Source organism: Massilia sp. 01N410, assembly GCF_056399665.1.
In genome coordinates, this window is sequence record NZ_JBFTRV010000008.1 from 127517 (window position 1) to 153948 (window position 26432).

Below are 26432 nucleotides of genomic sequence, written 5' to 3' on the forward strand. Positions count from 1 at the left end.
TTACTTGACGAAATCGTACTTCCCGCCCCGTTCGAGCGCGCGCCGGTAGGCCGGACGCGCGTGGATGCGTTCGAGGAAGCCGCTCAGCTTCGGATACTTGCCGTCCAGCCCACCGCGCGCGGCGGCCGCCTCCAGCGGGAAGCTGACCTGGATGTCGGCGGCCGAGAACGCGTCGCCGGCAAACCAGTCGCGCTCCGCCAGCTCGCCCTCGAGGAAGGCCAGGTGCTGGCGGATCTGCGGCAGCACGAAGCTGTCCTTGACCCGGTTGGCGATGGCGCGCGCGATCGGGCGCACGAAGAAGGGCGCCGGCGAATTCTCGACGCGGTCGAACACCAGCTTGAGCAGCAGCGGCGGCATCGCCGATCCTTCCGCATAGTGCAGGAAATAGGTGTAGCGCAGGCGCTCGGGCGTATCGGGCTTCGGTTCCAGGCGGCCGTTGCCGTAACGCCCCACCAGGTATTCGATGATGGCGCCGGACTCGGCCACGATGGTGTCGCCATCCTGGATCACCGGCGATTTTCCCAGCGGGTGCACGGCGCGCAGCTCCGGCGGCGCCAGCATCGTCTTCGGGTCGCGCTGGTATTTTTTGATCTCGTACTCCAGGCCGAGTTCCTCCAGCAGCCACAGGATGCGCTGGGAGCGGGAGTTGTTCAGGTGGTGGACGATGATCATCGGCTGGCGGTGGTCGGGAAAATGGCGCTAGCTTAACATTTTGCCTCGCAATTGCGTACCGCTCCCCGCTTGGGTAATATGCTTGAATGCAACTTTTAACAATCTAGGAGACCCCCCGATGCCGCGCCCCAGCCTGCCGACCCTGTCCATTCTTCCCCTGCTGTTCGCGGCGCTCGGCGGCACGGCCATGGCCCAGACGCCGGCGATGGCGCCCGACATCCCGTCCGACAAATTCTCGATCACGCTCCCGAATGCCGACTACGTGAAGCGGGAGGTGATGATCCCGATGCGCGATGGCGTCAAGCTGCACACCGTGATCGTGATCCCGAAGGGAGTCAGCCACGCCCCGATCATGCTGACCCGCACGCCGTATAACGCCTCCGGCCGCACCGCCCGCATGAAGAGCCCGCACATCACCTCGCTGCTGGGCGACGGCGACGATGCCTTCATCGAGAACGGCTATATCCGCGTGTTCCAGGACGTGCGCGGCAAGTACGGCTCGGAAGGCGACTACGTGATGACGCGTCCGGTGCGCGGCCCGCTGAACAATACCCAGGTCGACCACAGCACCGATGCCTGGGACACCATCGACTGGCTGGTCAAGAACGTCAAGGAATCGAACGGCAAGGTCGGCATGGTCGGCTCGTCCTACGAGGGCTTCACGGTGCTGATGGCGCTGGTCGAACCGCACCCGGCGCTGAAGGCGGCAGTGCCGATGAGCCCCATGGTCGACGGCTGGCGCGGCGACGACTGGTTCCACAACGGCGCCTTCCGCAATACCAACCTGGCCTATATCGCCGGCCAGAACGCGGCGCGCGGCAAGGGCGAGGAGATCGTCACCGGCATCCACGACGACTACGACGCCTTCCTGCGCGCCGGTTCGACCGCGGACTACGCCCACATCTACGGCGTCGACCAGCTGAACTTCACGAAGAAGATCTTCGAGCATCCGGCCTACGACAGCTACTGGCAGGAGCAGGCGCTGGACCGCATCCTGGCGAAGAAACCCTTGACGGTGCCGACCATGACCGTGGTCGGCCGCTGGGACCAGGAAGACATCTACGGCGCCTACGCGACCTATGCCGCGGTGGAGCCGAAGGACAAGGACAACAAGCTGAATTCGCTGGTGGTCGGTCCGTGGCGCCACAGCGGCGTGAATTACGATGGTTCCTCGCTGGGCGCCCTGAAGTTCACCGGCGACACCGCCCGCCAGTTCCGCCGCGAAGTCATGCTGCCCTTCTTTGACCAGTACCTGAAGGATGGCGCCCCGGCCTTCGACACCCCGCCCGTATGGAGTTACCAGACCGGCGTGAACCGCTGGCGCCGCCTGGAGCAGTGGCCGCTGGTCCCGAGTTCGACCGCGCTGTACCTGAAGCCGGGCTTCGGTCTCGGCTTCGGCAAGGATGAGATGCGAAGCGATGCCAAGGGCGCGGCCTTCGACGAATACGTGTCCGATCCGGCGAAACCGGTGCCCTTCGTGCCGCGTCCGGTGCGCATGGGCGAAGGCACGGTCTGGAAGCCCTGGCTGGTGACCGACCAGCGTTCGTATTCCGACCGCCCGGACGTGCTGACCTATGTGAGCGAACCGCTGAGCAAGCCCCTGGAACTGGCCGGCGAGCCGATGGTGAACCTGTTCGCCTCGACGTCCGGCACCGACAGTGACTGGGTGGTCAAGCTGATCGACGTGTATCCGGACGAGGTCGCGGCCCAGCCGGAGATGGGCGGCTACCAGCTGCCGATCGCGATGGACATCCTGCGCGGCCGCTACCGCCAGGGCTTCGACAAACCGGCGGCCATCCCGGCCAACAAGGCCGAGCGCTACCGCTTCGCACTGCCGAACGTCGACCACGTCTTCCTGCCGGGCCACCGCATCATGGTGCAGATCCAGTCCAGCTGGTTCCCGCTGTACGACCGCAACCCGCAGACCTTCGTGCCCAACATTTTCCATGCCAGGGCGGGCGACTTCCGCAAGGCGACCCAGCGGGTCTACCACGCGCCGGGCATGGAAAGCGCGATCGAACTGCCGGTCGTTTCGGCTGGGAAATAAACACTGCCGAGCCGGCCAGCCGTTGTGGCCGGCCGGCGACATTGTGTCAACCGGACAGGGCTTCCTTAACAAACACGTGTAGGCTGAACCCAGCATTTCATTTACCGCGGGGTCGTCCCGCACCATGCGAGGTCCACCATGAAGCACCTGTTGTCCGCCACCGCACTGCTGCTTGGCAGTGCGCTCGCCCATGCCCAGTCGGCCCACTGGACCTTCACCTACACCGGCTTCTACGACCATGAAGCCGCGGTCTTCCTGCCCGGCATGCAGATCTCCGGTTCCTTCACCGGCACCGACCTGAACGCCGACGGCGTGCTCGAACTCGGCGAGCTGAATTCGCTGACCATCGGCTCGATGGACTACATCGCCTGCGGCACCAGGAGCAATGCCTACTACCACTGCGGGGCCGACAGCTTCGTGTTCTCGCCCGACAAGGGACTGTCCTTCAGCCTGGGCGAATACGGCAGCGACCCCGAGGGCTGGCGCGGCGGCGGCCACCTGATCGAGTCCGGCAAGATGAGCTACGAATACCAGTTCGATCCTTACACCACCACCGAGCACCACCTGTACTGGACCGAGGGCACGGTCCTGAGCATGATGTCGGCCTCGCCGGTGACGCCGGTGCCGGAGGCGCCTGCGTGGGCGATGCTGGCGGCGGGGCTTGGGGCCGTGGGTTTGTGGCGCCGGCGGCCTGCGAAGTTTGCGTTCTTAGTCCGTCAGTAATGGTAGCGGCAGGAGATGATGACAAGCTCTTCATCCTGCACTTCGTAGACCAGGCGGTTTGTCTCGTCTATCCGGCGCGACCAGCAGCCGCTCAGGCTGTGTTTCAGGGCCTCGGGCTTGCCGATCCCTTCGAACGGGCTTCTCTGCGCGTCCTTGATCAGATCATTGATACGTTTGAGTGTCTTCCGATCTTGCGTTTGCCAATAGATGTAGCTGTTCCAGGCTTCATCCGTGAACTTCAGGTTTCGCATGATGCGCCTCTTCGGCTTCCAGAGTATCGATCAGTTCCCGGGACTGAGCCTGGCCGGAACGGGCTTGGGCGAGGGACTTGGCAAGATGCGCGGCGTTTGCCGGAGAGCTCAGCAGGTGCACTGTTTCCATGAGGCTGCTGTAGTAATCGAAGGACATGACAACGGCATCGGGAGCATCACGGCGCGAGATTACCGTTACGTCTGCATCTTCGACCACTTGATCGATCACAGTACGAAGGCTGTTACGCGCGTCGGAAAAGTTGACGATTCTCATTTGCCATCTCCAGAAGAATATTGACTTGTACAATATATAGTACAACTCTAAGTATAGCGCAAATAGCCTGGATCGCAAGCGAGCCCGATCACGGTTCGTCAACGTACCGAGTCATCCTCGCCGCTCGCCTACCATCGCAGGCATGGGCAACATCTACATCGGCATCTCGGGCTGGCGTTACGACCCCTGGCGCGGGGTGTTCTATCCGCCGGGTCTGGTCCAGGCGCGCGAGCTGGATTACGCATCGCGCTTCCTTCCCACCATCGAGATCAACGGTTCCTTCTATGCGCTGCAGCGGCCCGCGAGCTACGCGGCCTGGTATGCGGCCACGCCGCCCGGCTTCGTGTTCGCGGTGAAGGGCAACCGCTTCCTCACCCACATGCTCAAGCTGCGCGGGATCGAGACGCCGCTTGCCAACGTGCTGGCCTCGGGCGCCGCCACGATGCCAAGATGACGGGACGTTCGCTGCTGGAGATCGACGCCGTGCGCCCGCTGCGCCACGCGGTCGAGGTGCGCCACGAGAGCTTCCACGACGAGGCCTTCATCGCCCTGCTGCGCAGGTACAAGGTGGCGCTGGTGGTGGCGGACACCGCGGGCAAGTGGCCGGACTGGGAAGACGTCACCGCGGACTTCGTCTACATCCGCCTGCACGGCGAGCATGAGCTGTATGCGAGCGGGTACGAGGACGATTCGCTGGCGCGCTGGGCGGCGCGGATACGCTCGTGGAGCGAAGGGAAGCAGCCGGAGGATGCGCGGCTGGTGTCTTCGATACCGCCGCCGAAGGCCGGGAGCCGGGATGTGTACTGCTACTTCGACAACGACATCAAGGTGCGGGCGCCGTTCGATGCGAAGCGCTTGATGGCATTGCTGGACGTGGAATGGCGGCCTGCGGCCTAGAAATGGTGGATCTAGCGCTTCACATGCACCTGGATGATCTTGCGCCCCTGCGCATCCTGCTCCGGCATCGGCTCCGTTTCGCAGGTCCCGCAGGTATCGCAGCCGCTGCCGCAGCCCGCGTCCTTGTCGAGCCAGCGCGCCAGCAGGCCGCGGCCAGAGCCGTCCGAGAACTTGTAGACGATCTTGCGGCGCCAGGACAGCGGCAGGTATTTGCCCGCCGCGTACAGCGCCGCGAGCAGCACGATCATGCCGACGACCAGATACTGGACCATTTCAGCTCCCCAGCGCCCAGCGCGCGACGTGGTAGGTGATGAAGGAAGCCGTGTAGGCCAGCGCGAACATGTAGCCGGCCATCAGGAAGGCGTAGCGGATGCTGCCGGTCTCGCGGCGCACGACGGACAGGGTCGACAGGCACTGCGGCGCGAACACGTACCAGGCCAGCAGCGACAGCGCGGTCGCCAGGCTCCAGGAATGGGCGATCAGCGGCGCCAGCGAGGTGGCGACGTCGTCGCCGCCGCTGGACAGCGCGTACACGGTGCCGAGCGCGCCGACCGCGACTTCGCGCGCGGCCATGCCGGGCACCAGCGCGATGCAGATCTGCCAGCCGAAGCCGATCGGCTCGAAGACCACCGCCAGGGCGCGTCCCAGCATGCCGGCCACGCTGTAGTAGATCGGCGGATGGGTCGCCCCTTCCGGCGCGCCCGGGAAGCTCGACAGGAACCAGACCAGCACCATCAGGGTCAGGATCACGGTGCCGACGCGGGTCACGAAGATCTTCGCGCGTTCCCACAGGCCCAGGGCCAGGTTCTGCAGGTGGGGCCAGTGGTAGGCCGGCAGTTCCAGCATCAGCGGGTGATGACCCTTGGCGCGCGCGGCGCGCTTGAAGAACCAGGCCACGCCCATCGCGCTGACGATGCCGGCCGCGTACAGCAGGAACAGCACCAGGCCCTGCAGGTTGATGCCGGCGCCGAGCTGGCGGTTCGGGATGAAGGCCGCGATCACCAGCGCATACACCGGCAGGCGCGCCGAGCAGGTCATCAGCGGCGCGATCATGATCGTCACCAGGCGGTCGCGCGGGTTCTGGATCGTGCGCGCCGCCATCACGCCGGGGATCGCGCAGGCGAAGGAAGACAGCAGCGGAATGAAGGCGCGTCCGGACAGGCCGACGCCGCCCATCAGGCGGTCGAGCAGGAAGGCCGCGCGCGGCAGGTAGCCGCAGTCCTCGAGGATCAGGATGAAGAAGAACAGGATCAGGATCTGCGGCAGGAACACCAGCACGCTGCCGACGCCGCCGAAGATACCCTCGACGATCAGGCTGCGCAGCGGGCCTTCGGCCATGCTGGAACCGATCCAGCGGCCGAGTCCCTCGACGCCGTTCTTGATCAGGTCCATCGGCACGGCGGCCCAGCTGAACACGGCCTGGAACACCAGGAACATCAGCGCGGCCAGGATCACCGGGCCCAGCACCGGATGCAGCACGACCCGGTCGATCTGCTCGGAGAGGTTGCCGGTGTCCTTGTCGAAGCTGACGCAGGCCCCGATGATGCGGCGCACCTCGCGCTGGGTCTCCTCGACCGGCACGGCGTCGATCGCGGAAAGCGCGCGCGGCTTGACCGGCGCGTCGAAGGACAGCGCTTCGAGCGCTTTCAGCAGGCCTTTCTCGCCGCCGGACTGCACGGCCACGGTCTCGACCACCGGCATGCCCAGCTCTTGCGACAGTTTTCCGGTGTCGATCTCGATGCCGCGCTTGTTGGCGACGTCGACCATGTTCAGGGCCAGCACCATCGGCAGGCCCAGGCGCTGGATCTCGAGCACCAGGCGCAGGTTCAGGCGCAGGTTGGTGGCGTTGACGACGCACACCACGGCGTCCGGCGACTGTTCGCCGGCGCGCAGGCCGGCCACCACGTCGCGCGTGATGGCTTCGTCGGGGGTGTGGGCGGACAGGCTGTAGGCGCCCGGCAGGTCGAGCACGCGCATGGCGCGACCGCCCGGCAGGGTGAAACTGCCTTCCTTGCGTTCGATGGTGACGCCGGCGTAGTTCGCGACCTTCTGCCGCGCGCCGGTGAGGCGGTTGAACAGCGCGGTCTTGCCGCAGTTCGGATTACCCAGCAGGGCGATGAGCGGCGCCCTGGCCGCTGCCTGGACCTGCTGTTCTACTGCTCCCATGTATATATGGCCTTATTCCGGCTGGATCGAGATCAGCGCCGCTTCGAAACGGCGCAGGGCGAAAGTGGACTGGCCGACCTTCACCGCCACTGGGCCGCCGGGCAGGCCGCCCTTCAGCATGCGGATTCGTTCGCCGGGGACGAAGCCGAGCTCCAGCAGGCGGCGCGAGACGTCGGCGCCATCGCCACCATGGCTGGGGGCGAGATGGATCACGGTGGCGCTCTGGCCCGCCTTCAAGGCGTCGAGCGTGGTCAGGGTCGGTGCAAGAGTCATGATGTCGCTTCCAATCGAATTCGGCTGCAGCGCTGATGAGACATGTGAGCATCATAAACCTAAATGCGAATTATTTCTATTTGCGATTTGTCTACTTGTGTTCACTCTGCCTCGATTACGCGACAAAACGCTTGCATTCAGGCTTCGACTTCGGGAGAATACAAAACATAATGAGAATGATTCGCATTATAGACCAAACAACACCGGAATAAAGACCATGATCGTCTGCGTCTGCAACAACATCTCCGACCGTGAAATCCGCCAGGCCGTCGAAATGGGCCTGACCTCGATGTCCGACCTGTACAAAGAGCTCGGCGTCGGCACCTGCTGCGGCAAATGCGTCAGCTATGCCCGCGAGGTGATGAACGAACACCTGGAATCGACCACCACGGTCACCGAGCTGCGCCGCACCACGGTGGCCGGCCTGGCCGCCTGATTTTTCCGAATCGTCCCGGCCGTCGCCGCGCCTGCGGCGCCAGCGACGCCGGTCCAGTTTTACAAGCGCCATGACCTCATAGCAAAGCGTGGGATTGCCGCACACATATCGATGCGCGAAGCGGCCGATGCGCGGCGCGTCCTGATAACATGGTGCTTCCGAAGCAGCCATCTCGCCTGTCTTATGCCCGTCATCCCGTTTCGCAATCCGAGGACGCCGCCGCCCCCGTTTACGGTTCAACCGCCTCCCACACCTTCGCGCCGCGCCGTCGCCGTCAAGTGGCTGCGCAAGATGCATGGCTGGATCGGCCTGTGGGGCGCCGTGCTCGGCCTGCTGTTCGGCAGCACCGGCATCCTCCTGAACCACCGCGCGGTGCTGAAGATTCCCGCCGCGCAAACCCAGGAAAGCACGGTGCAGGTGCCCCTGCCCGACCCGGCCCCGGCCGACCCGCAGGCGCTGGCCGCCTGGCTGAAATCCTCGCTCAAGCTCGCCCCCGATCCGGCGCGCGTGAAACTCGATCCGGCCCGCACCGTGGCCTGGGGCGACCGCACCATGGTCCAGCCGGCGCGCTGGAGCGCCAGTTTTACGTCCCCCTCCGGGACGGTAGCGGCCGAGTACTGGGTCGGCAACAACTACGTGACCCTGAAACGCACCGAGAACAATGTCTTCGCCACCCTCACCAACCTGCACAAGGGCGTGGGCATGAGCGTGGGCTGGATCCTGCTGGTGGACACGCTGGCCGGCTCGATCATCCTGCTGTCGCTGTCCGGAATGGTGTTGTGGGCGCTCACCAACCGCAGGCGCACGGTGGGCATCGCGATCGCCTCGGTCTCGCTGCTGCTGGCCGGCGGTGTGGCGCTGGCATCGATATAAGGATGGCGGGCCCCGCGGTTTTGCTATGATGCCGATATCACGTCAACAATAAAGGGCACTCCATGAAGGGCGATCCGAACATCATCCGCGCACTCAATGCGCAGCTGACCAACGAACTGACTGCGGTCAACCAGTACTTCCTGCATGCGCGCATGTACAAGCACTGGGGCTTCACACGCCTCGGCAAGAAGGAATACGACGAGTCGATCGGCGAGATGAAGCATGCGGACCGGCTGATCGACCGCATCCTGATGCTGGACGGCCTGCCCAACCTGCAGGCCCTGCACAAGCTGCTGATCGGCGAGTCGACCCAGGAAATGCTGGAATGCGACCTCAAGCTCGAGCGCGCCGCCCAGCAGACCATCAAGGACGGCATCGCCGCCTGCGAGACCGTGCGCGACTACGTCTCGCGCGACCTGCTGCTGGACATCCTCGAAGATACCGAGGAGCACATCGAGTGGCTGGAAACCCAACTCGACCTGATCGTCAAGGTGGGTATCCAGAACTACCTGCAGTCGCAGATGGGCGACGTCAGCGAGGAGTAAACGCCGACGCCGAAGCGGCAGCCGGGTCGCGCCAGCGCGTGACCCATTTGTCGTAGAAGTTCAGGTCACGCGGCACCGCGCCGGCGACCGCGCAGATCGCGCCGGCGAATTCGTTGGCGCGCGCCAGGGTCAGTTCGAGCGGCCAGCCGCGCATGCGGCCCAGCAGGAAGATCGCCGAGAAGGCGTCGCCCGCCCCCACCGTGTCGATCACGAAGGGCGGCGCCGGGTTGTCGCGGTTGGCGATCAGGCCGCCGTCCGCCAGGAACACCACCGAGCCGCGGTGGCCCAGGGTCACGATCAGGGTTTCCAGGCCGAAGCGGTCCATCAGCGCGCGGCAGGCCGCGTGCACTTCCTCGGTGGCCAGCGGCGCATCGCTCGGGCCGATCTGGAAATACCACTGGAACAGCGCCTGCAATTCCTCTTCATTGACCTTGACGATGTCGGCCGCCTCGAGCGAACGCGTGACGGTGCTTTCCTCGTACTGGCCGGGACGCAGGTTGAGGTCGAGGTAGCGCTTGGCCGGCGTCGCGTCGAGCACGGCGGCCAGGGCGGCGCGCGAACGCTGTTCGCGCTGGGCCAGGGTGCCGAAGTAGACGATGCCGGCATCGGCGTTCGCCAGGCTGGCGGCGGCGGCGGCGGCGTCGATGAAGTCGTAGGCCTGGCGCGGCAGGATGCGGAAGCGGTGGCCCTGGCCGCTCCTTTCGACCACCACGCGGCCGGTTTCCTCCATCGGGTCGTGCTGCAGGCCGGCGTCGCTCATCGCGAAACGCTCGAACTCGCCGCGCACGGCCTGGCCGTTGCGGTCGCGGCCGATGCGGGTGATCATCAGGCTTGGGGCCATGAAGGCGGCCAGGTGGCGCGCGACGTTGAAGGGCGCGCCGCCCACCACCTGCTCGGTCGGGAATTCGTCGACCAGGGCTTCGCCGAACACGACCGTGGTCGGCGCGGATGCGCTTATTGCGGCGCTCACGAGGCGATAACCGGCACGGTGTCCTTGAAGGACTGGCGTTCCGACAGCTTGTCGAACAGGCGCGCCAGGTTCGGGTGCTCGCCGCGCCAGTCGATGGCGGGGAAGCGCAGGGACAGCCAGCCCAGCACGCAGCCGACCGCGACGTCGGCCAGGGTGTAGTGGATCCCCATGCAGAACGGCTGCTCGCCGAGGTTGTCGGACATGACCTGCAGGCCCTTGCTGACCTTGCCCATCTGGCGCTCGATCCAGGCCTGGCTCTGCAGCTCGGCGGGGCGCTGGGTGCGCTCCAGGTAGGCCAGCACGGCCGCATCGCCGACGCCGTCGGCCAGCGCTTCCCAGACCTTGACGTCGGCGCGGTCGCGGCTGTTGGCGGGCAGCAGTTTGCACACCGGGGTCAGCGTGTCCAGGTACTCGGCGATCACGCGCGAGTCGTACATCGCGCTGCCGTCTTCCATCACCAGGCAGGGCACCTTGCCGAGCGGGTTGGTGGCGCTGATCTTCGTATCGGCCGACCAGACGTTGTCGAGCTCGAACACATAGTCGAGCTTCTTCTCTGCCAACACGACGCGCACCTTGCGCACATAAGGACTCGTGACGGAACCGATGAGTTTCATAAATGCTCAGATTAGGGGACTGACTGACAGTATAGCATCGGGCAATGACCGGATAATGGCGTGGGAAAGGCGTGCAACGCTGTCCACATTCGGCTTGACAAACCCGGTTCGCGCAGGCTCCCGATGGTAAAATCGCGCTTTTGCACTCATCCCCGCCCGCCATGACCTCTACCGCCTCCTCCTCCACCCTGTCGGCCCTGTCCCCGCTGGACGGCCGCTACGCCGCCAAGACCGACAAGCTGCGTCCGATCCTGTCGGAAGCCGGCTTCATGCACCACCGCGTGAAGGTGGAGATCGCCTGGCTGCAGGCACTGTCGCAGGCCGGCTTTGCCGAACTCAAGCCATTCTCGCCCGAGGCGAACGCCCTGCTCGACAAGCTGGCCGCCGACTTCTCGGAGCTTGATGCCGCCCGTATCAAGGAAATCGAAGCCGTCACCAACCACGACGTCAAGGCCGTCGAGTACTGGCTGAAGGAAAAGGTCAAGGACGTGCCGGAACTGGTCGCGGCCAGCGAGTTCATCCACTTCGCCTGCACCTCGGAAGACATCAACAACACCTCGCACGGCATGATGCTGAAAGCGGCGCGCGACGGCGTGATGCTGCCGGCCCTGCAATCCATCATCGCCAGGCTGACCGAGATCGCCCACGTCAACGCCGACCTGCCGATGCTGTCGCGCACCCACGGCCAGACCGCCAGCCCGACCACCCTCGGCAAGGAATTCGCCAACGTGGTCGCGCGCCTGCAGCGCGCCGTCAAGCGCATCGAAGGCGTCGAGATCCTCGGCAAGATGAATGGCGCGGTCGGCAACTACAACGCGCACCTGGCAGCCTACCCGGGCTTCGACTGGCCGGCGTTCAGCAAGAACGTGATCGAACAGCGGCTGGGCCTGACCTTCAACCCCTACACCATCCAGATCGAGCCGCACGACTACATGGCCGAGCTGTTCGACGCGATCTCGCGCACCAATACGATTTTGCTCGACCTGAACCGCGACATCTGGACCTATGTCTCGCTGGGTTACTTCAAGCAGAAGCTGAAGGCCGGCGAAATCGGTTCGTCGACCATGCCGCACAAGGTCAACCCGATCGACTTCGAGAACTCGGAAGGCAACCTGGGCCTGGCCAATTCGGTGCTGCGCCACATGGCCGACAAGCTGCCGGTCTCGCGCATGCAGCGCGACCTGACCGACTCGACCGTCCTGCGCAATATCGGCGTCGGCTTCGGCTACGCCCTGCTGGCCTACGACAGCTGCCTGCGCGGCCTGAACAAGCTGGAAGTGAACCCGCTGCGCCTGGAGCAGGACCTGGACGCCAACTGGGAAGTGCTGGCCGAGCCGGTGCAGACCGTGATGCGCCGCTACGGCATCGAGAACCCCTACGAGCAGCTGAAGGAACTCACCCGCGGCAAGGGCATCACCCGCGAAGCGCTGCAGGAGTTCATCGGCAAGCTGGCCATGCCGCAGGAAGCCAAGGCCCTGCTGCTGGCGATGACCCCGGCCAACTACACCGGCCTCGCGGCCCAGCTGGCCAAGGCGATCTGAGTGTTTCCGGCCCCGTCAGCGGGGCCGGGATCTGAGTTTTTCCGGCCCCGTCAGCGGGGCCGGATAAGGTGTTTTTGACAGATCTCGAGGACGGCATCGACGCATTGCCCGATGCTGTCCCTGGCGGTATGCAGCTCCAGCTCCGGCGCCGCCGGCGCCTCGTAGGGCGATGAGATGCCGCTGAATTCCTTCACTTCCCCCGCCCGTGCGCGCCGGTACAAGCCCTTGACGTCGCGCCGTTCGCAGTCGGCCACGCTGGCGTTGCAATAGATCTCGAAAAAGTGTCCCTCCGGCAGCAGCCGGCGCGCCCGCTCGCGGTCCTGCGCAAACGGCGAGATCAGCGCCGTCAGCACGATCGCGCCCGATTGCGCGAACAGGGACGCCACCTCGCCCACCCGGCGGATGTTCTCGTGCCGGTCCGCGTTCGAAAAGCCGAGGTCGCTGCACAGGCCCTGGCGCAGCCTGTCGCCGTCCAGCACGAAGGCGCGGCAACCGAGCGCGTGCAGACGCCGCTCGACGCTGCTGGCCAGGGTCGACTTGCCCGAGCCGGACAGGCCGGTGAACCACAGCACCGCCGGCGCGTGGCCGTGCAGGCGTTCGCGTTCGCGCGGATCGATCAGCGCTGCCACACCAGCTTCACGCCGACGCTGCGTCCCACTTCGCTGCGGAACTGGGACACGCCGTATTCGCCGTGGCTGCCGTTCAGATTGTTGCCGATGACGGACAGCTCCATGCCCGGCGCGAAACGCCACCCGAAGCGCAGGTCGAGCGCATTGTAGGCCGGCACTTCAGGCCGTCCGGTGGCGCCGACGTGGCGCACCGCCAGTTCGAGCTCGCGCGCGCTGTCGAAGGCATAACTGGAGCGCAGCTGGGCCGTGTAGGCCGGATCGGTGCCGGTGGTCGCCACGCTGCCGGCGTCGACGCTGCCGGGCTTCAGCGTGAAGCGCTCGTGCAGCGCCGTCAGGCCGCCCGACAGGCGCCAGGCATCGCTCATCTGGTAGCTGCCCCAGGCTTCGAGGCCATGCGCCCGGCCTTCCATCAGGTTGCCGAATTCGATCGTGCCGGCGGGCGTGATGTCCTGGGTGCGCAGGTGGTCGTACAGGTTGCGGAAGGCCGTGACCGAATACGACATCCGCTGTCCGACCTGGCCGCGGTAGCCGAGTTCGAACACGCGCGCCACTTCGGAGCGCACCCGCGGACCGCCGGCCAGCAGATAGGGCGGCGCACCGGGGACGTAGGCGTCGACGTCCAGGCGCGACGGTGCGCGCACGGTGCGCGAATAGCTGGCCCACAGCGAGTGCGCCGGCGAGACCCGCCAGGACAGGCGCAGGGTCGGCAGGAATTCGGCGCCGGTATAGGGGTTGCGCTCATAGCGCGCGCCGGCCGTCAGGCGCAGGTCGTCGCGCAGCGCCATCTCATCCTGGGCGAACAGGCTGGCCCAGGGCTGGCGGTCGCTGGCCGGCAGGAAGGCGACGAAGCGGCTGTTGTCGACCTTGTCCCAGCTGTAGCGGTACTCGCCGCCCCACACGATGCTGTGCATGCCCCACTTGGGGAGCGAGTGCTGGAGCTGGAGGTCGGCGATGTCGACCGAATCCGTGAAGGTGGGCGGCACCTGGCGGTAGCGGTGATCGACATAGGCCTGGGCGCTGAGGCTGCCGCCGCCTTCGAGCGCATGCTCCCAGCGTCCGGTCAGGTTGGCGCCGCGCGTGATGATGTCGTCGACCCCGACGCTGGCGCCCGGCGCGGCGATGGCGCCCGGCGCCGGCTGGCCCTGGCGGCCGCGCCAGGCGTTGCCGTTGAGGCTGATGCGGTCCTGGCCGCGCTCCCAGTCGGAGCGGAAGCCGACCTGGCCCTGGTCCCAGGCGTCGTCGATCGGCGCACCGCTGGCGAGTTCGCTGTGACCCAGGCCGAACACCTTGCCGTACACCCGCCAACTGTGTTCCGGACCGCCCGCACCGTGGCGGAAGGCGGCTTGGGCGCCGTCGCTGTCGCCGCGCAGCACCAGCAGGTCGCCGCGGGTATCGGCCGCATGGCGGGTGGTGATGTTGATGACGCCATTCACGGCATTCACGCCCCACAGCGTGCCGCCGGGGCCGCTGATCACCTCGATGCGTTCGATGTCTTCCAGCATGACGTCGGGCTCGTCCCAGAACACGCCCGAGAACAGCGGCGAATACACGGAACGGCCGTCGATCATCACCAGCAGCTTGTTGGCGGGGCTGTTGCTGGAACCGTTCATGCCGCGCGCGGAAATGTAGTAACCGGAATTGTTGGAGCGCGCCACTTCCAGGTTGGGCGCCAGGCGCAGCGCTTCGGCCAGGCTGCGGCTGCCGGAACGGCGGATGTCGTCGGCGGTGATCACGAACACCGAGGCCGGCGCATCCTGCAGGCGTTCCGGCCGCTTGGACACCGACGTCACCTCGATGTTCGCCAGTTCCTCGATCGACAGGTCGGCGAATTCGGCCTGGCGCTCGCCGCCCGTACGCTCGCTCGACTGTTCGCCCGCATGCGCGCAGGTGGCCAGGACCACGCCCAGCAAAAGGAGGGGCAGGCGGAGCGCAAACGGCGCCCGGCCGGGAGCGGACGACATCATAAGGTGTTCGAGGAAATATTCATGGCCGACAATTATCATTGATAAATCGGCCAAGTCAACATTTTACCTTCGTCACACCCTCATCCGATGGGAGCTTTTTCCGATTGTTCCGCCAGCTGAACAATGTTATCCGTTTTGCTGGCTTCCTGACGCCCCATGGAATTGTTAAAGTACGGAATCAATACACCAGCTATTTTGTTAAGATCTTGTTCCGACAAGAATATTTTCCGGAGTCAAACATGTACGAGCGGCAGCGGCAGGAGCAGAAGTCTTACACCACGACCGCGATCGCGCTTCACTGGCTGATCGCCGTGCTGATCGTGGGCGCCTTCACGCTCGGCCTGGTGATGACGGACATCCCGGGCTTTTCGCCGACCAAGCTGCGCTACTACTCCTGGCACAAATGGGCCGGCGTGACCGTGCTGCTGCTGGCCGCCCTGCGCCTGCTGTGGCGCCTGAAGAACCGTCCGCCGGCGCTCGCGGCATCGATGCCGGCCTGGCAGCAAAGCGCGGCCCATGGCCTGCACCACCTGCTCTACCTGTTCATGTTCGCCGTGCCCGTCTCGGGCTACCTGTATACCCTGGCGGCCGGCGTCCCGGTCAAGTACTTCGGCCTGTTCCAGCTGCCGGTGTTCTACGCCAAGAATCCGGCCCTGGCCGACATCCTCAAGCCAATGCACTACTGGCTGAACATGGCCATGGCGGCCCTGGTCGCCCTGCACCTGCTGGCCGCCCTGAAGCACCAGATCCTCGACCGCGACGGCACCATGCGCCGCATGCTGCCCGGTCGTTCCATTTGAAGGAGAAAGCATGAAAACCACCTCTTCCCTGGCCGGCATCCTCCTCGGCGTCGCCCTGGCCGCGAACGCCGCGCCGCTCAAGACCGACGTCGCCCACAGCAGCGTATCGGCCGTTTTCAAGCAGATGGATGTGCCGGTCGAATCCAGTTTCAAACGATTCGACGCCCGGATCGACTACGACGCCGCGCACCCGGACAAGGCCAGCGCACGGGTCGACATCGACACCGCCAGCTTCGACATGGGCCAAGCCGACTACAACAAGGAAATCGCGAAGAAGGAGTGGTTCAACTCGGCCCAGTTCCCGAAGGCGACCTTCGTCTCGTCGTCGATCAAGCCGGCAGGCAGCAACAAGCTGACCGTCACCGGCAAGCTGACCATCAAGGGCAAGACCGCCGAGGTCAGCTTCCCGCTCAACGTGAAGCCCGAAGGCGGCAGGCAGGTATTCGAAGGCCAGCTGCCGATCAAGCGCCGCGCCTTCAACGTCGGCGAAGGCGAGTGGCAGGACACCAGCATCGTCGCCGACGACATCGTCATCAAGTTCCGCGTCGCCGCGGGTTAATTAGCAGCAGTTAATAGGCAGCATCCACACTAACGAAGGAAACCCGTCACATGAAACTGAAGCACCTGAGCATCGCCCTCCTGGCCGCAGCATTCGCAAGCAGCGCCTTCGCCGCCGACAGCTACAAGATCGACCCGAGCCACACCTACCCGAGCTTCGAAGCCGACCACTTCGGCGGCCTGTCGGTCTGGCGCGGCAAGTTCAACAAGACCGACGGCGGCATCGTGCTGGACCGCGCGGCCAAGACCGGCACCGTCGACATCGTCATCGACGCCAACAGCATCGACTTCGGCAACGACAAGCTGAACGAGCACGCCAAGAAGGCGGAGATGTTCGACGTCGCCAAGTTCCCGACCGCGACCTACAAGGGCAAGCTGGTGTTCAACGGCGACACCCCGGCAACGGTCGACGGCGAACTGACCCTGCACGGCGTGACCAAGCCGGTCACCCTCACCGTCAACAAGTTCAAGTGCATCATCAACCCGATGCTGAAGAAGGAAGTGTGCGGCGCCGACGCCTCGGCCACCTTCAAGCGCAGCGACTTCGGTGTGAGCTACGGCGAGTCCTTCGGCTTCAATATGGACGTCAAGCTGGCGATCCAGGTCGAAGCGGTCAAGCAGTAATTTTTGACCGGACGTAAAAAAACCTCGGCGCCGCAAGGCGCCGAGGTTTTTTATCGTTCAAGGAAAATTAACGGCCGTCGCGATCCAGGTCACCCGGCATGGCGCGCTCGACGCGATCCCAGGCTGCACGGCTGGCCGACTTGGCCTGCTCCCACGACAGGCGCGAATGGCCTTTCACGCGATCCCATTCATCGGCCATGTGCGGCTCGGCCAGGTCGTAGGACGGGTAGCGGCGGGCGTTGTTGTAGCCCAGCGCATAGGCCGGCGAGTAGTCGTCGTAGCTGTAGCCCGGCGAGTAGTACGGCTGGGTCTGGTAGTTGGTGCGCCAGTAGTTGTCTTCCTCGGTCGGGTTGACCAGGTGGCCGGCGCCCTTGCCGGCCATGCCGCCGGCGATGCCGCCGATGGCCGCGCCGGCCGCCATGCCGACCGGACCGCCGACCGCGCCCAGCGCCGCACCGGCCGCCGCGCCGCCGCCCGCGCCGACGCCGCCGGCCAGGTTGTGCTCATGCAGCTGGTCGCCCGGTTTCGGGTTCACGACTTCACCCGCGCCCTTGCCGGCCATGTCGCCGGCAATGCCGCCGACGACCGCGCCAGCCACCGCGCCGATCGGGCCTCCGACGGCGCCGATCGAAGCACCGGCCAGCGCGCCGCCGGCAGCGCCGGTGCCCTGCGCCAGGTTGTGTTCATGCAGGCGGTCTTCCGCATGCGGGTTCACGACTTCGCCCGCGCCACGTCCGGCAGCGCCGCCGGCCAGGCCGCCGATCGCGGCGCCGGCCGCCATGCCGATCGGGCCGGCCACCGCACCGGCGGCGGCACCGACTGCCGCGCCGGCGCCCGCGCCCACACCCTTGGCCATGTAGTGTTCACCCAGGTCGTCGCCCGCTTTCGGGTTCACGACTTCGCCGGCGCCCTTGCCGGCCATGCCGCCGGTGATGCCGCCGATCGCGGCGCCCGCCAGGGTGCCGACCGGGCCGGCGACCGAGCCGATGCCCGCCCCCACGGCCGCGCCGGCGAGGGCACCGATGCCGGTGCCGATCACGTGCGAGCCGCCGTTATCGGTGAAGGAGCGCTGGATGTATTCGACGTCGTCATCCGAACGGGGATTCACGCCCATCAGGATGCCGCCCTGGTTGATGCCTTCTTCGTAGTGCTTGACGCGCTCCTCCGGGATGCCGGCGCCGATCAGTGCGCCGATCAGGCCGCCGGTGATGCCGCCCGCGCCTGCGCCGGCCAGGCCGGCCGCCAGCGGACCCGCCACCACCAGGCCCAGGCCCGGCAGCACCAGGGTGGTGCCCAGCGCGGCCACGCCGGCCAGCACGGCGCCGATGGTGCCGCCGATACCGGCACCGACGCCGGCGCCTTCAGCCGCTTTGCTGCCCAGCTCGGTTTCGGTGTCGTTGAAATGGGTCTTGCGGGTCGAGTCCGACATCATCAGGTTGACGTCGTCCTTGGTATAGCCGCGCGTCGAGATGGCGCTGTAGGCGCGTTCGGCGCTGGCGCGGTCCGGGAACAGGCCGGTGACCATGCGATTCTGGTTGTTCTGCTTGTCGGTGTCGAAGATGCTCATAGTGTGTCCTCTCAAGGTCGGTGTGCCAGGCACGTATTGGATACGTGTTTTCTAAAAATCGGGTAGTGCAATGGAAGCAACGATATGCCTGCCCAGCAGTGCGCTTCTGTTCGCTGACGCACCCTTGCCCGGACATTCCAAGCATCAAGAGAACGTCGTCGCACTTTGCGCGTCTAACGTACGTTGCCGCACCGACCCGGGTACGTACGCATCACTAGACTTTGCCCATGGCCTCGGCAATCAATTGGCCTGGAGTATGTTTTTCCAACTTGAGGAGGAATCAACATGTTATTCATTATCTGGATCGTCGTCGGTGGTATTCTCGGCTGGCTCGCCAGCATGGTCATGAAGACGGACGCTGAACAAGGCATGATTCTCAATGTCGTGGTCGGTATCGTTGGTGCCTTCCTGGGCGGCTGGCTGCTGTCCCCGCTGTTCGGTTCCGGCACCATCAACGCGGACGACTTCAGTGTCTCGTCGCTGCTCGTTTCCTTCCTGGGCGCCGTGATCCTGCTGGCCATCGTGAATCTGCTGCGTCGCGGCCGCGTCCGCTAAGCAGTGCGCTACTTCGGTTAAAACCAACGCTCTTTCCGGCGTTGGTTTTTTTGTGTCTAAAATACTTCCATGCGTATACGTCGCTCCATCGTTGCCTTGATCGCCTGCATCGCCACCCTCATGGTCGGCCTGCTGGCGCTCAACCTCATGCCGAACGAAAAACAGATCGAGACCCAGCTGACCCGCCAGTACGACACCAACGACCCGCAATTCCGCCGCTCCCTCGGCGTGCTGCTCGGCCCGCCCCTGGTCGAAGGCAACAAGGTCGAGGTCCTGCTGAACGGCGACCAGATCTTCCCCGCCATGCTGAAGGCGATTCGCGAGGCGCAGCGCACCATCACCTTCGAAACCTATATCTACTGGTCCGGCTCGATCGGCCGCGAATTCACGGAAGCGCTGGCGGAACGCGCGCGCGCCGGCGTCAAGGTCCACGTCCTGCTGGACTGGATCGGCAGCATGAAGATCAGTAATGCCGAAATGGAGCAGATGCGCAGCGCCGGCGTCGAGCTGCACCGCTACCACAAGCCGGTGTGGTGGAAGCTGGCGCGGCTGAACAACCGCACCCACCGCAAGCTGCTGGTCGTCGACGGCCGCATCGGCTTTACGGGTGGCGTCGGCATCGCCGACAAATGGCGCGGCCACGGCCAGGACGAGGACCACTGGCGCGACACCCATTTCCGCGTCGAGGGCCCGGTGGTCGGCCAGATGCAGGCCGTGTTCAACGACAACTGGACCAAGGCCACCGGCACCGTGCTCGACGGCGACGCCTACTTCCCGGCCCTGAAGCACGAGGGCGAGTCGGCGGCGCAGATGTTTTCCAGTTCCATCACCGGCGGCAGCGAGAGCATGCACCTGATGTACCTGCTGGCGATCACCGCCGCGCGCCACACGATCCACCTGTCGAACGCGTATTTCGTGCCGGACGACCTGGCGGTGCGGGCCCTGGTCGCGGCGGCCAAGCGCGGGGTCGACGTGCGCGTCATCACTCCCGGCAAGATCATCGACTCGGACGTGGTGCGCGCCGCCTCGCGCGAGCGCTGGGGCGAACTGCTCGCGGCCGGCATCAGGATCGCCGAGTACCAGCCCACCATGTACCACGTGAAGGCGCTGGTGGTCGATTCGCTGCTGGTGTCGGTGGGCTCCACCAACTTCGACAGCCGCTCCTTCAGCCTGAACGACGAAGCCAACCTGAACGTCCTCGATCCGGTCTTCGCCAAGCAACAGGAAGCGGTCTTCGAAGACGACTGGCGCCGCGCGAAGCCGGTCTCGCTGCAGCAGTGGGAAAACCGTCCGCTGCACGACAAGGCGGCGGGCAAACTGGCCGACCTGATCGGTGCGCAGCTGTAATTACAAAGTGGCAAATATTGGTTGACGGTCGTTTTTCACATCCGCATACTGTGGCGGCTCCCAGAGAGCCACGAGACGACAATCCAATAACCACTAACGTATCGGGGCCTCCAAAACAGGTTTTGGCAGCCCCCACCACACGAATGAAAAAATCTCTTCTTTCGCTGGCCATCCTGACCAGCTTCGCCGCTCAGGCGGACGAAGGCATGTGGATGCCGCAGCAGCTGCCACAAGTAGCCAAGCAACTGAAAGCCGCCGGCCTCAAGCTCGACCCGGCCACCCTGACCAAGCTGACCGAATTCCCGGCGGGCGCGATCGTGAGCCTGGGCGGCTGCTCGGCTTCCTTCGTCTCGCCGCAGGGCCTGGTGATCACCAACCACCACTGCGTCTACAACAGCGTGGCGATCAACTCGACCCCGCAGCGCGACCTGCTGGCGAACGGCTTCCTGGCCAAGACCATGGACGAGGAACTGCCGGCCGCACCGGGCAGCCGCGTGTTCGTGACCGAGGAAGTGGCGAACGTCACCAACCGCGTGATCACCCCGGAAGTCGCCAAGCTGACCGGCAAGGCCCGCGTCGAGGCGATCGAGAAGAACCAGAAGGCGCTGGTGGCCGAGTGCGAAAAAGACGCCGGCTACCGCTGCACCGTGCCGAGCTTCTACGGCGGCCTCGAGTTCTACCGCATCAAGCAGCTGGAAATCCGCGACGTGCGCCTGGTGCACGCGCCGGCAGTCGGCATCGGCAAATTCGGCGGCGACACCGACAACTGGATGTGGCCGCGCCACACCGGCGACTACGGCTTCTACCGCGCCTACGTGAGCCGCGACGGCAAGGCCGCCGAGTTCTCGAAGGATAACGTGCCGTACAAGCCGAAGCACTTCCTGAAGATCGCCAAGGAAGGCGTCAAGGAAGGCGACTTCATCATGGCCATGGGCTACCCGGGCCGCACCAACCGTCACCGCCTGCCGTCGGAAGTGGCGTTCACCTTCGACTGGAACTACCCGGCCTTCGTGAAGGCGTCGGGCGAGACCCTGGCGATCATCGAGCGCGAGACCAAGAACGATCCGGCCGCCAAGCTGAAGTACGCCGGCCAGGTCGCGGGCGTCAACAACTACTACAAGAACCGCAAGGGCATGATCGCCAGCTACGAAGGCAGCGACATCCTGGCGCGCAAGACCGCCGAGCACAGTGCGCTGAAGGCCTGGGTCAACGCCAACCCGCAGCGTAAAGCCGAATTCGGCGCCGACATCGACACCGTCGAGAAGCTGATCGCCGAGCGCGACGCCAAGATCAAGCGCGAGTTCTTCCTGAGCTACTCGACCCCGCGCTTCCTGAACTCGGCGCGCGCCCTGTACCGCCTGGCCAACGAGCGCACCAAGCCGGATGCCGAGCGCAAGTCGGGCTACCAGGAACGCGACATGCCGCGCCTGACGTCGAGCATCACCGGCCAGGACCGCACCTACGACGAGAAGGTCGACAAGGCTTTGGTGCTGAACTTCCTGAAGCAATATGTGGAGCAAAATCGCGCCCAGCCGGGTAATGAAAACGCCGCCTTCGACGCCGCGCTGGGCATCAAGCCGGGCATGAGCGAAGCCGAACTGAAGGCCGCGCTGGACAAGCTGTACGCCGGTTCGCAGCTGGAGAACAAGGACTTCCGTGTCCAGTGGCTGAACAAGTCGCCGGCTGACTTCCAGTCCAGCAACGACGCCTTCATCAAGGCCGCCGTCGCCCTGTACGACGCCGACCGCAAGGAAGAAGCCGAGGACGAGGAACTGGGCGGCAACATCCAGAAAGCCTACGCCAGCTACATGAAGGCCAAGATCGCCTACATGAACAGCCGCGGCCAGGCCGTCTACCCGGACGCCAACTCGACCCTGCGCGTCACCTTCGGCAACGTCAAGGGCCGCAGCTACGGCGCCGACGGCACCGGTTCCTGGACCGCCTTCACCACCGTGAAGGGCGTGGTTGCCAAGCACACCGGCGAAGGCGAATTCAACGCACCGGAGAAGCAGCTGGCCGCGATTCGCGCCAAGGACTTCGGCAACTACGCCGATCCGAAGCTGAAGACCGTGCCGGTCGACTACCTGGCAACCCTGGACATCACCGGCGGCAACTCGGGTTCGGCTGCGCTGAACTCGAAGGCCGAGCTGATCGGCCTGGCCTTCGACGGCACCCTCGATTCGATCATCTCGGACTGGGACTTCAACAAGGAAGCCACGCGCGACATCCAGGTCGACATCCGCTACATCCTGTGGAACATGGACAAGGTCGACCACGCGGACAACCTGCTGAAGGAAATGGGCGTCAAGTAAACGCCTGGGTGGACGCTTCGCGGCGTCCAATCCAAGAAGCCACGCTGCCGCAAGGCGCGTGGCTTTTTTTCCGTTCGTCGCCCATGGCGGCGGTTCATCCGGCCGGATCGGCATTCCAGTCCACCGTCAGCTGCCGCTTGCCGCCCGCACCGCTACACTTGCCTGCAATCGGCGCCCGGCGCCATCGATCAGGGAGGAGCGGCATGAAAAGGACATGGATCGCATGCTGGGCGCTGGCCGGCATGGTGGCCGCGGGCGCCGCGGGCGCCGCGGCGCAGGATACCGATTTGCAGGCGCAGGCCAGGGAGTACCGCGAGGCGCGCGCCGCGGTCGCGGACCTGGAAAAGATCGTCGCCCCTGGCGCCATACAGGAGTCGTACAAGACCCGCATCGGCGGCATCGACCAGTGGATCAGCGTGCGCGGCCAGGATCGCGAGAATCCGATGGTCCTGTTCGTTCACGGCGGCCCGGCCTCCCCCGTCACGCCGACCATGTGGCAGTTCCAGCGTCCGATCGAAGAATACTTCACCGTCGCCAACTACGACCAGCGCGGTGCGGGCAAGACCTATGGCGAGACCGATCCGGAAGCGGTCGGCGGCACGATCCGTATCGAACGCTACGTCGACGATGCGATCGAAGTGGCCGAGCACCTGCGCCAGCGCTACGGCAAGCACAAGCTGATCCTGATGGGTCACAGCTGGGGCACCATCATCGCCATGAAGGCGGCACTCAAGCGCCCCGACCTGTTCCATGCCTATGTCGGCATCGGCCAGGTGATCAGCACGCGCGAGAACGAGCGCATCAGCTTCGACTATGCGATGGCGCAGGCAAAGGCGCACGACAACCGGGAGGCGCTGCGCGACCTCGCCTCGATCGCTCCCTACCCCGGCAACCAGCCGATCACGCGCGAGCGCATCATCGTGGCGCGCAAGTGGCCGCAATACTACGGCGGCCTGAGCGCCTTCCGCAGCAGCTCCGGCTACTTCTTCGATGGTCCCCTTCTCTCGCCCGAATACGACGGCAAGCAGGTGCGCGACATCGACCGTGGAAGCCTGCTGACGCTGGGACGGGTGCTGCCGGAATTCGTGCAGGTCGATTTCTCCGGCGTGAAGCGTTTCCCGATCCCGGTCGTGATGTTCCTCGGCCGGCATGACTACACCACGCCCACCGCCCCGGCCGAAGCCTGGCTGGCGCAGGTACAGGCCCCGTACAAGCGCGCGGTATGGTTCGAGCGCTCGGCCCACATGATCCCCTGGGAAGAGCCGGGCAAGACGCTGGTCAGCCTGTTAACGTATGTGAAGCCGCTGGCGCGGTGAGGACCGGCGGTTCTCGATCGGCCGCAAGGCCAGCGCCAACCGTCCCTGGGAAGGCGACGACCACATCCCGTCCGATGCGCCCTAAGGCTGGGACACCATCGCGCTGTCGGCTGTCGCCTACGGTGGCGGCCTGCCGAAAGTGCCGAAGGAGATGACGCTGGACGACCCTGGAGGCCGTGCGCGAAGTCTGGCCGCAGAACCTGCCGCTGACCGCGCGCATTGGCTGGAGCGTTACAGGATGCAGAAGTAATCCGGTAACTCAAGCACGTCGTTCCCGCTTTCGCGGGGATGACGCGTGATTAATGCGTCAACTCCGTTGCCTGCGTCCCAGCCCTGTTCAAGCGGCTGTTACGCAGCCCATAGCCGAAATAGGTCAGCACCGCCACCGTCATCCACACCGCGAACACGGTATAGGTGATCGGCGACAGGCCCAGCACCAGGTAGAGGCAGGCCAGGATCGACAGGCCCGGCACCAGGTAGGGACCGAAAGGCACGCGGAACCCCTTGCGGCCGGTGCGCTTGTCCTCTTCCTTCTGCTTGCGGCGGATGACCGGCACCGCCACCGAGACCACCATGAAGGCGACCAGGGTGCCCATGCTCACCATGTCCCACAGGAAGGTGGAGTCGACCAGGCCGGCCACGATGCCCACCACGATCGAGACGATCAGGGTATTCGCCACCGGCGACTGGGTGCGCGGGTTCACTTTTTGAAAGGTCTTCGGGATCAGGCCGTCGCGCGAGATCGCATACAGGATGCGGGTCTGGCCGTAGATCGTCACCAGGGTCACCGAGAACACGGAGATGACGGCGCCGCCCGACAGCACCAGTGCCGGCCAGGCCTTGCCCGTCACGTTCTGCAGGATCACGGCGAGGCCGGCTTCCTGGCCCTCGAACATATGGGCCGGCTGGGCGCCCATGGCGGCAACCGCCACCAGCATGTAGAACACGGTCACGATCAAGAGGGCGATCAGGATCCCGAGCGGCACGTCGCGGGTCGGGTTGCGGGTTTCCTCGCCGGCGGTGGCGATGGTGTCGATGCCGATGAAGGAGAAGAACACGGTGCCCGCCGCCGCCGTCACGCCGGCCATGCCGCCCAGGCTGTGGCCGTCCTTCGCCGCGAAGAAGGGGTGGAAGTTATTGATGTCGAAGCCGGTCAGGGCAATCGCCGCGAAGAAGATCAGGATGACGAGCTTGATCATGACCATGATGGCATTCGTGGCCGCCGATTCCTTGGTGCCGCGGATCAGCAGGACACAGCACATCACCACCAGCAGGATCGGCGGCAGGTTGATGTGGCCGGCATGGAATTCGATGCCGTTCTTGCCCGAGACGATCATCGGCGAACGCAGGGCGTCCGGGATCTGCCAGCCGATCGCGTTCTGCAGGAAGTTGTTCAGGTAGTCGGACCAGCCGATCGCGGTGGCGCTGGCGGCCAAGCCATATTCCAGCAGCAGGCAGGCGGCGACCACGAAGGCGGCGAATTCGCCCACGGTGGCGTAGGCGAAGGAATAGGACGAGCCGGAGGCCGGCACGCGATCCGCCAGCTCGGCATAGCACAGCGCGGTCAGGCCGGCGGTGATGGCGGCAAGCAGGAACGACAGCACCACCGCCGGGCCGGCCTTCGGCACCGCTTCGACCATGGTGAAGAAAATGCCGGTGCCGATGGTGGCGCCGACGCCGATCATGGTCAGCGGGAACAGGCCGAGCGTGCGGCCGAGCCCACCGCCGTGGGCGGACGCGTCGTCGAGCTTGCGCTCGGACGTCTTGGTTCTAAAGAGCTTCTGGCCCAATGTCTGGTTCACGGCGTGTCCTTTGGTCGCACTTCCAAAGCCTGCGATTATAGGGCCAGTTGCTGGCCACTTATAGATAACATTTTGCAATGCTCAGAAAAAATATTCCCTTAAAGATGCATTTTTTATGCATATTTATGTAGAATACCTGTGTTTTCACGAAGACCAAACGATGCGCCTCACCCGCTTTTCCGATATCGGCCTGCGCGTGCTCATTTACCTGGAGCGGGCCGGCGAACGCCCTCACCCGGTGACGGTTGCCGAGATCGGCGCCCAGTTCGACATCCCGCTGAACCACCTGGTGAAGGTGGTCGGGCAGCTGGCCAAGCTGGGCTGGATCACGGCGACGCGCGGACGCAACGGCGGCCTGCGCCTGGCGGCCGACCCAAGCACCCTGACCATCGGCCAGGTGTTGCGCAAGCTGGAAGGCGAGGACGATGAACTGGTCGACTGCGAGGGAACGGACTGCGCCCTCAAGCTCGACTGCCAGCTGCGCGGCATGCTGCGCGCCGGGATGCGCGCCTTCTACGAGGCGATGGACCGCTACACGCTGGCCAACGCCACCTCGGGCGCGACTGGCGAACAGGTGATTCGCATGCACCGGATGTTCTGGAGTGGGAACAAGAGTGAGACAGCCAAGGCTGGCTCATAGACTTGGAAAGAAGAGAAGTAGGTGCTCGCTTCGCGG

Annotated in this window: 27 protein-coding genes and 2 pseudogenes; 16 read left to right on the forward strand and 13 right to left on the reverse strand. The window is 65.2% G+C overall.

Annotated elements, in window-relative coordinates; genetic code table 11:
• Window positions 1–672 (reverse strand): glutathione S-transferase, encoded by a 672-nt coding sequence (locus AC1DOP_RS13290; protein WP_442122775.1) that lies wholly within the window; start codon window positions 670–672, stop codon window positions 1–3.
• Between the two features lie 118 nt (window positions 673–790).
• Between AC1DOP_RS13290 and AC1DOP_RS13295 the strand changes: the two genes are divergently transcribed.
• Both AC1DOP_RS13295 and AC1DOP_RS13300 read left to right on the forward strand, forming a co-directional pair.
• The gene (locus AC1DOP_RS13295) at window positions 791–2719 is read left to right on the forward strand and encodes a CocE/NonD family hydrolase (RefSeq protein ID WP_442122774.1); all 1929 of its coding nucleotides are present in this window, start codon (window positions 791–793) and stop codon (window positions 2717–2719) included.
• A 138-nt stretch (window positions 2720–2857) separates the two neighbouring features.
• Window positions 2858–3442 carry a hypothetical protein gene (locus AC1DOP_RS13300; RefSeq protein ID WP_477251656.1) on the forward strand — a complete coding sequence of 195 codons (585 nt, stop codon included), beginning with the start codon at window positions 2858–2860 and terminating at the stop codon, window positions 3440–3442.
• Here the strand turns inward: AC1DOP_RS13300 and AC1DOP_RS13305 are convergent.
• Together AC1DOP_RS13305 and AC1DOP_RS13310 are read right to left on the reverse strand one after the other, a co-directional pair.
• Window positions 3436–3693 (reverse strand): Txe/YoeB family addiction module toxin, encoded by a 258-nt coding sequence (locus AC1DOP_RS13305; protein WP_442122772.1) that lies wholly within the window; start codon window positions 3691–3693, stop codon window positions 3436–3438. The two genes, AC1DOP_RS13300 and AC1DOP_RS13305, sit on opposite strands and share 7 nt — an antisense overlap.
• Window positions 3668–3967: a type II toxin-antitoxin system Phd/YefM family antitoxin gene (locus AC1DOP_RS13310; RefSeq protein WP_442122771.1), complete on the reverse strand. Its 300-nt coding sequence runs from the start codon at window positions 3965–3967 to the stop codon at window positions 3668–3670. The genes AC1DOP_RS13305 and AC1DOP_RS13310 overlap by 26 nt, the downstream gene beginning before the upstream one ends.
• A 142-nt stretch (window positions 3968–4109) precedes the next feature.
• Here AC1DOP_RS13310 and AC1DOP_RS13315 point away from each other — a divergent pair.
• Window positions 4110–4864 (forward strand): annotated as a pseudogene (locus AC1DOP_RS13315) (DUF72 domain-containing protein).
• 11 nt (window positions 4865–4875) lie between these two features.
• Here the strand turns inward: AC1DOP_RS13315 and AC1DOP_RS13320 are convergent.
• Genes AC1DOP_RS13320 through AC1DOP_RS13330 form a run of 3 tightly spaced genes read right to left on the reverse strand, consistent with a single transcriptional unit; the run spans window position 4876 to window position 7303 of the window.
• Window positions 4876–5136 carry a DUF6587 family protein gene (locus AC1DOP_RS13320; RefSeq protein WP_442122770.1) on the reverse strand — a complete coding sequence of 87 codons (261 nt, stop codon included), beginning with the start codon at window positions 5134–5136 and terminating at the stop codon, window positions 4876–4878.
• A 1-nt stretch (window position 5137) separates the two neighbouring features.
• Window positions 5138–7030, reverse strand: a complete 1893-nt coding sequence (gene feoB, locus AC1DOP_RS13325; RefSeq protein ID WP_442122769.1) for a ferrous iron transporter B — start codon at window positions 7028–7030, stop codon at window positions 5138–5140.
• Between the two features lie 12 nt (window positions 7031–7042).
• Window positions 7043–7303, reverse strand: a complete 261-nt coding sequence (locus AC1DOP_RS13330) for a FeoA family protein (RefSeq protein ID WP_442122768.1) — start codon at window positions 7301–7303, stop codon at window positions 7043–7045.
• Window positions 7304–7520: 217 nt separating this feature from the next.
• Here AC1DOP_RS13330 and AC1DOP_RS13335 point away from each other — a divergent pair, with 217 nt between their 5' ends.
• From AC1DOP_RS13335 to bfr, 3 genes are all read left to right on the forward strand, one after another.
• Window positions 7521–7739, forward strand: coding sequence for a (2Fe-2S)-binding protein (locus tag AC1DOP_RS13335; protein WP_442122767.1), 219 nt, complete (start codon window positions 7521–7523; stop codon window positions 7737–7739).
• 183 nt (window positions 7740–7922) lie between these two features.
• Complete coding sequence (locus tag AC1DOP_RS13340) at window positions 7923–8612, forward strand: PepSY-associated TM helix domain-containing protein (RefSeq protein ID WP_477251660.1); 690 nt, start codon at window positions 7923–7925, stop codon at window positions 8610–8612.
• A gap of 62 nt (window positions 8613–8674) precedes the next feature.
• Window positions 8675–9157: a bacterioferritin gene (gene bfr / locus AC1DOP_RS13345; RefSeq protein ID WP_442122765.1), complete on the forward strand. Its 483-nt coding sequence runs from the start codon at window positions 8675–8677 to the stop codon at window positions 9155–9157.
• On the opposite strand, the gene AC1DOP_RS13350 is transcribed toward bfr, so the two are convergent.
• Window positions 9144–10127, reverse strand: coding sequence for a PfkB family carbohydrate kinase (locus AC1DOP_RS13350; protein WP_442122764.1), 984 nt, complete (start codon window positions 10125–10127; stop codon window positions 9144–9146). The genes bfr and AC1DOP_RS13350 overlap by 14 nt on opposite strands.
• Window positions 10124–10741, reverse strand: coding sequence for a glutathione S-transferase N-terminal domain-containing protein (locus AC1DOP_RS13355; protein ID WP_477251663.1), 618 nt, complete (start codon window positions 10739–10741; stop codon window positions 10124–10126). The genes AC1DOP_RS13350 and AC1DOP_RS13355 overlap by 4 nt, the downstream gene beginning before the upstream one ends.
• 161 nt (window positions 10742–10902) lie before the next feature.
• Here AC1DOP_RS13355 and purB point away from each other — a divergent pair, with 161 nt between their 5' ends.
• Window positions 10903–12282, forward strand: a complete 1380-nt coding sequence (gene purB, locus AC1DOP_RS13360; RefSeq protein WP_442122762.1) for an adenylosuccinate lyase — start codon at window positions 10903–10905, stop codon at window positions 12280–12282.
• A gap of 50 nt (window positions 12283–12332) precedes the next feature.
• On the opposite strand, the gene cysC is transcribed toward purB, so the two are convergent.
• The 3 genes from cysC to AC1DOP_RS13375 form a co-directional block, all read right to left on the reverse strand.
• Complete coding sequence (gene cysC / locus AC1DOP_RS13365) at window positions 12333–12911, reverse strand: adenylyl-sulfate kinase (protein ID WP_442122761.1); 579 nt, start codon at window positions 12909–12911, stop codon at window positions 12333–12335.
• Window positions 12899–14875: a TOL_0244 family TonB-dependent receptor gene (locus tag AC1DOP_RS13370; RefSeq protein WP_477251666.1), complete on the reverse strand. Its 1977-nt coding sequence runs from the start codon at window positions 14873–14875 to the stop codon at window positions 12899–12901. The genes cysC and AC1DOP_RS13370 overlap by 13 nt, the downstream gene beginning before the upstream one ends.
• An 80-nt stretch (window positions 14876–14955) precedes the next feature.
• Entirely contained in the window at window positions 14956–15093 is a 138-nt protein-coding gene (locus tag AC1DOP_RS13375; RefSeq protein WP_477251668.1) for a hypothetical protein, read from the reverse strand.
• Between the two features lie 21 nt (window positions 15094–15114).
• Here AC1DOP_RS13375 and AC1DOP_RS13380 point away from each other — a divergent pair, with 21 nt between their 5' ends.
• The 3 genes from AC1DOP_RS13380 to AC1DOP_RS13390 are packed head-to-tail and all read left to right on the forward strand — an operon-like array spanning window position 15115 to window position 16857.
• Window positions 15115–15675 (forward strand): cytochrome b, encoded by a 561-nt coding sequence (locus tag AC1DOP_RS13380; protein WP_442122759.1) that lies wholly within the window; start codon window positions 15115–15117, stop codon window positions 15673–15675.
• A gap of 10 nt (window positions 15676–15685) precedes the next feature.
• Entirely contained in the window at window positions 15686–16234 is a 549-nt protein-coding gene (locus AC1DOP_RS13385) for a YceI family protein (protein ID WP_442122758.1), read from the forward strand.
• Window positions 16235–16284: 50 nt separating this feature from the next.
• Entirely contained in the window at window positions 16285–16857 is a 573-nt protein-coding gene (locus tag AC1DOP_RS13390) for a YceI family protein (RefSeq protein WP_442122757.1), read from the forward strand.
• Window positions 16858–16924: 67 nt separating this feature from the next.
• Here the strand turns inward: AC1DOP_RS13390 and AC1DOP_RS13395 are convergent, their stop codons facing one another.
• Window positions 16925–18424: a hypothetical protein gene (locus AC1DOP_RS13395; RefSeq protein ID WP_477251671.1), complete on the reverse strand. Its 1500-nt coding sequence runs from the start codon at window positions 18422–18424 to the stop codon at window positions 16925–16927.
• A 285-nt stretch (window positions 18425–18709) separates the two neighbouring features.
• Here AC1DOP_RS13395 and AC1DOP_RS13400 point away from each other — a divergent pair, with 285 nt between their 5' ends.
• The 5 genes and pseudogenes from AC1DOP_RS13400 to AC1DOP_RS13420 all read left to right on the forward strand — a co-directional run.
• Window positions 18710–18979: a GlsB/YeaQ/YmgE family stress response membrane protein gene (locus AC1DOP_RS13400; protein ID WP_036170652.1), complete on the forward strand. Its 270-nt coding sequence runs from the start codon at window positions 18710–18712 to the stop codon at window positions 18977–18979.
• 69 nt (window positions 18980–19048) lie between these two features.
• Window positions 19049–20326 (forward strand): cardiolipin synthase, encoded by a 1278-nt coding sequence (cls, locus tag AC1DOP_RS13405; protein ID WP_442123930.1) that lies wholly within the window; start codon window positions 19049–19051, stop codon window positions 20324–20326.
• 143 nt (window positions 20327–20469) lie between these two features.
• Window positions 20470–22638 carry a S46 family peptidase gene (locus tag AC1DOP_RS13410; protein WP_477251674.1) on the forward strand — a complete coding sequence of 723 codons (2169 nt, stop codon included), beginning with the start codon at window positions 20470–20472 and terminating at the stop codon, window positions 22636–22638.
• A gap of 203 nt (window positions 22639–22841) precedes the next feature.
• The gene (locus tag AC1DOP_RS13415; RefSeq protein WP_442123932.1) at window positions 22842–23954 is read left to right on the forward strand and encodes an alpha/beta fold hydrolase; all 1113 of its coding nucleotides are present in this window, start codon (window positions 22842–22844) and stop codon (window positions 23952–23954) included.
• Window positions 23955–23973: 19 nt separating this feature from the next.
• Window positions 23974–24120, forward strand: a pseudogene (locus AC1DOP_RS13420) (NADH:flavin oxidoreductase/NADH oxidase); the annotation flags it as partial.
• A 133-nt stretch (window positions 24121–24253) separates the two neighbouring features.
• On the opposite strand, the gene AC1DOP_RS13425 reads toward AC1DOP_RS13420, so the two are convergent.
• Window positions 24254–25756, reverse strand: coding sequence for an APC family permease (locus AC1DOP_RS13425; RefSeq protein WP_477251676.1), 1503 nt, complete (start codon window positions 25754–25756; stop codon window positions 24254–24256).
• 160 nt (window positions 25757–25916) lie between these two features.
• Between AC1DOP_RS13425 and AC1DOP_RS13430 the strand changes: the two genes are divergently transcribed.
• Window positions 25917–26396 carry an RrF2 family transcriptional regulator gene (locus tag AC1DOP_RS13430; RefSeq protein ID WP_442123934.1) on the forward strand — a complete coding sequence of 160 codons (480 nt, stop codon included), beginning with the start codon at window positions 25917–25919 and terminating at the stop codon, window positions 26394–26396.
• Window positions 26397–26432: the final 36 nt, after the last annotated feature.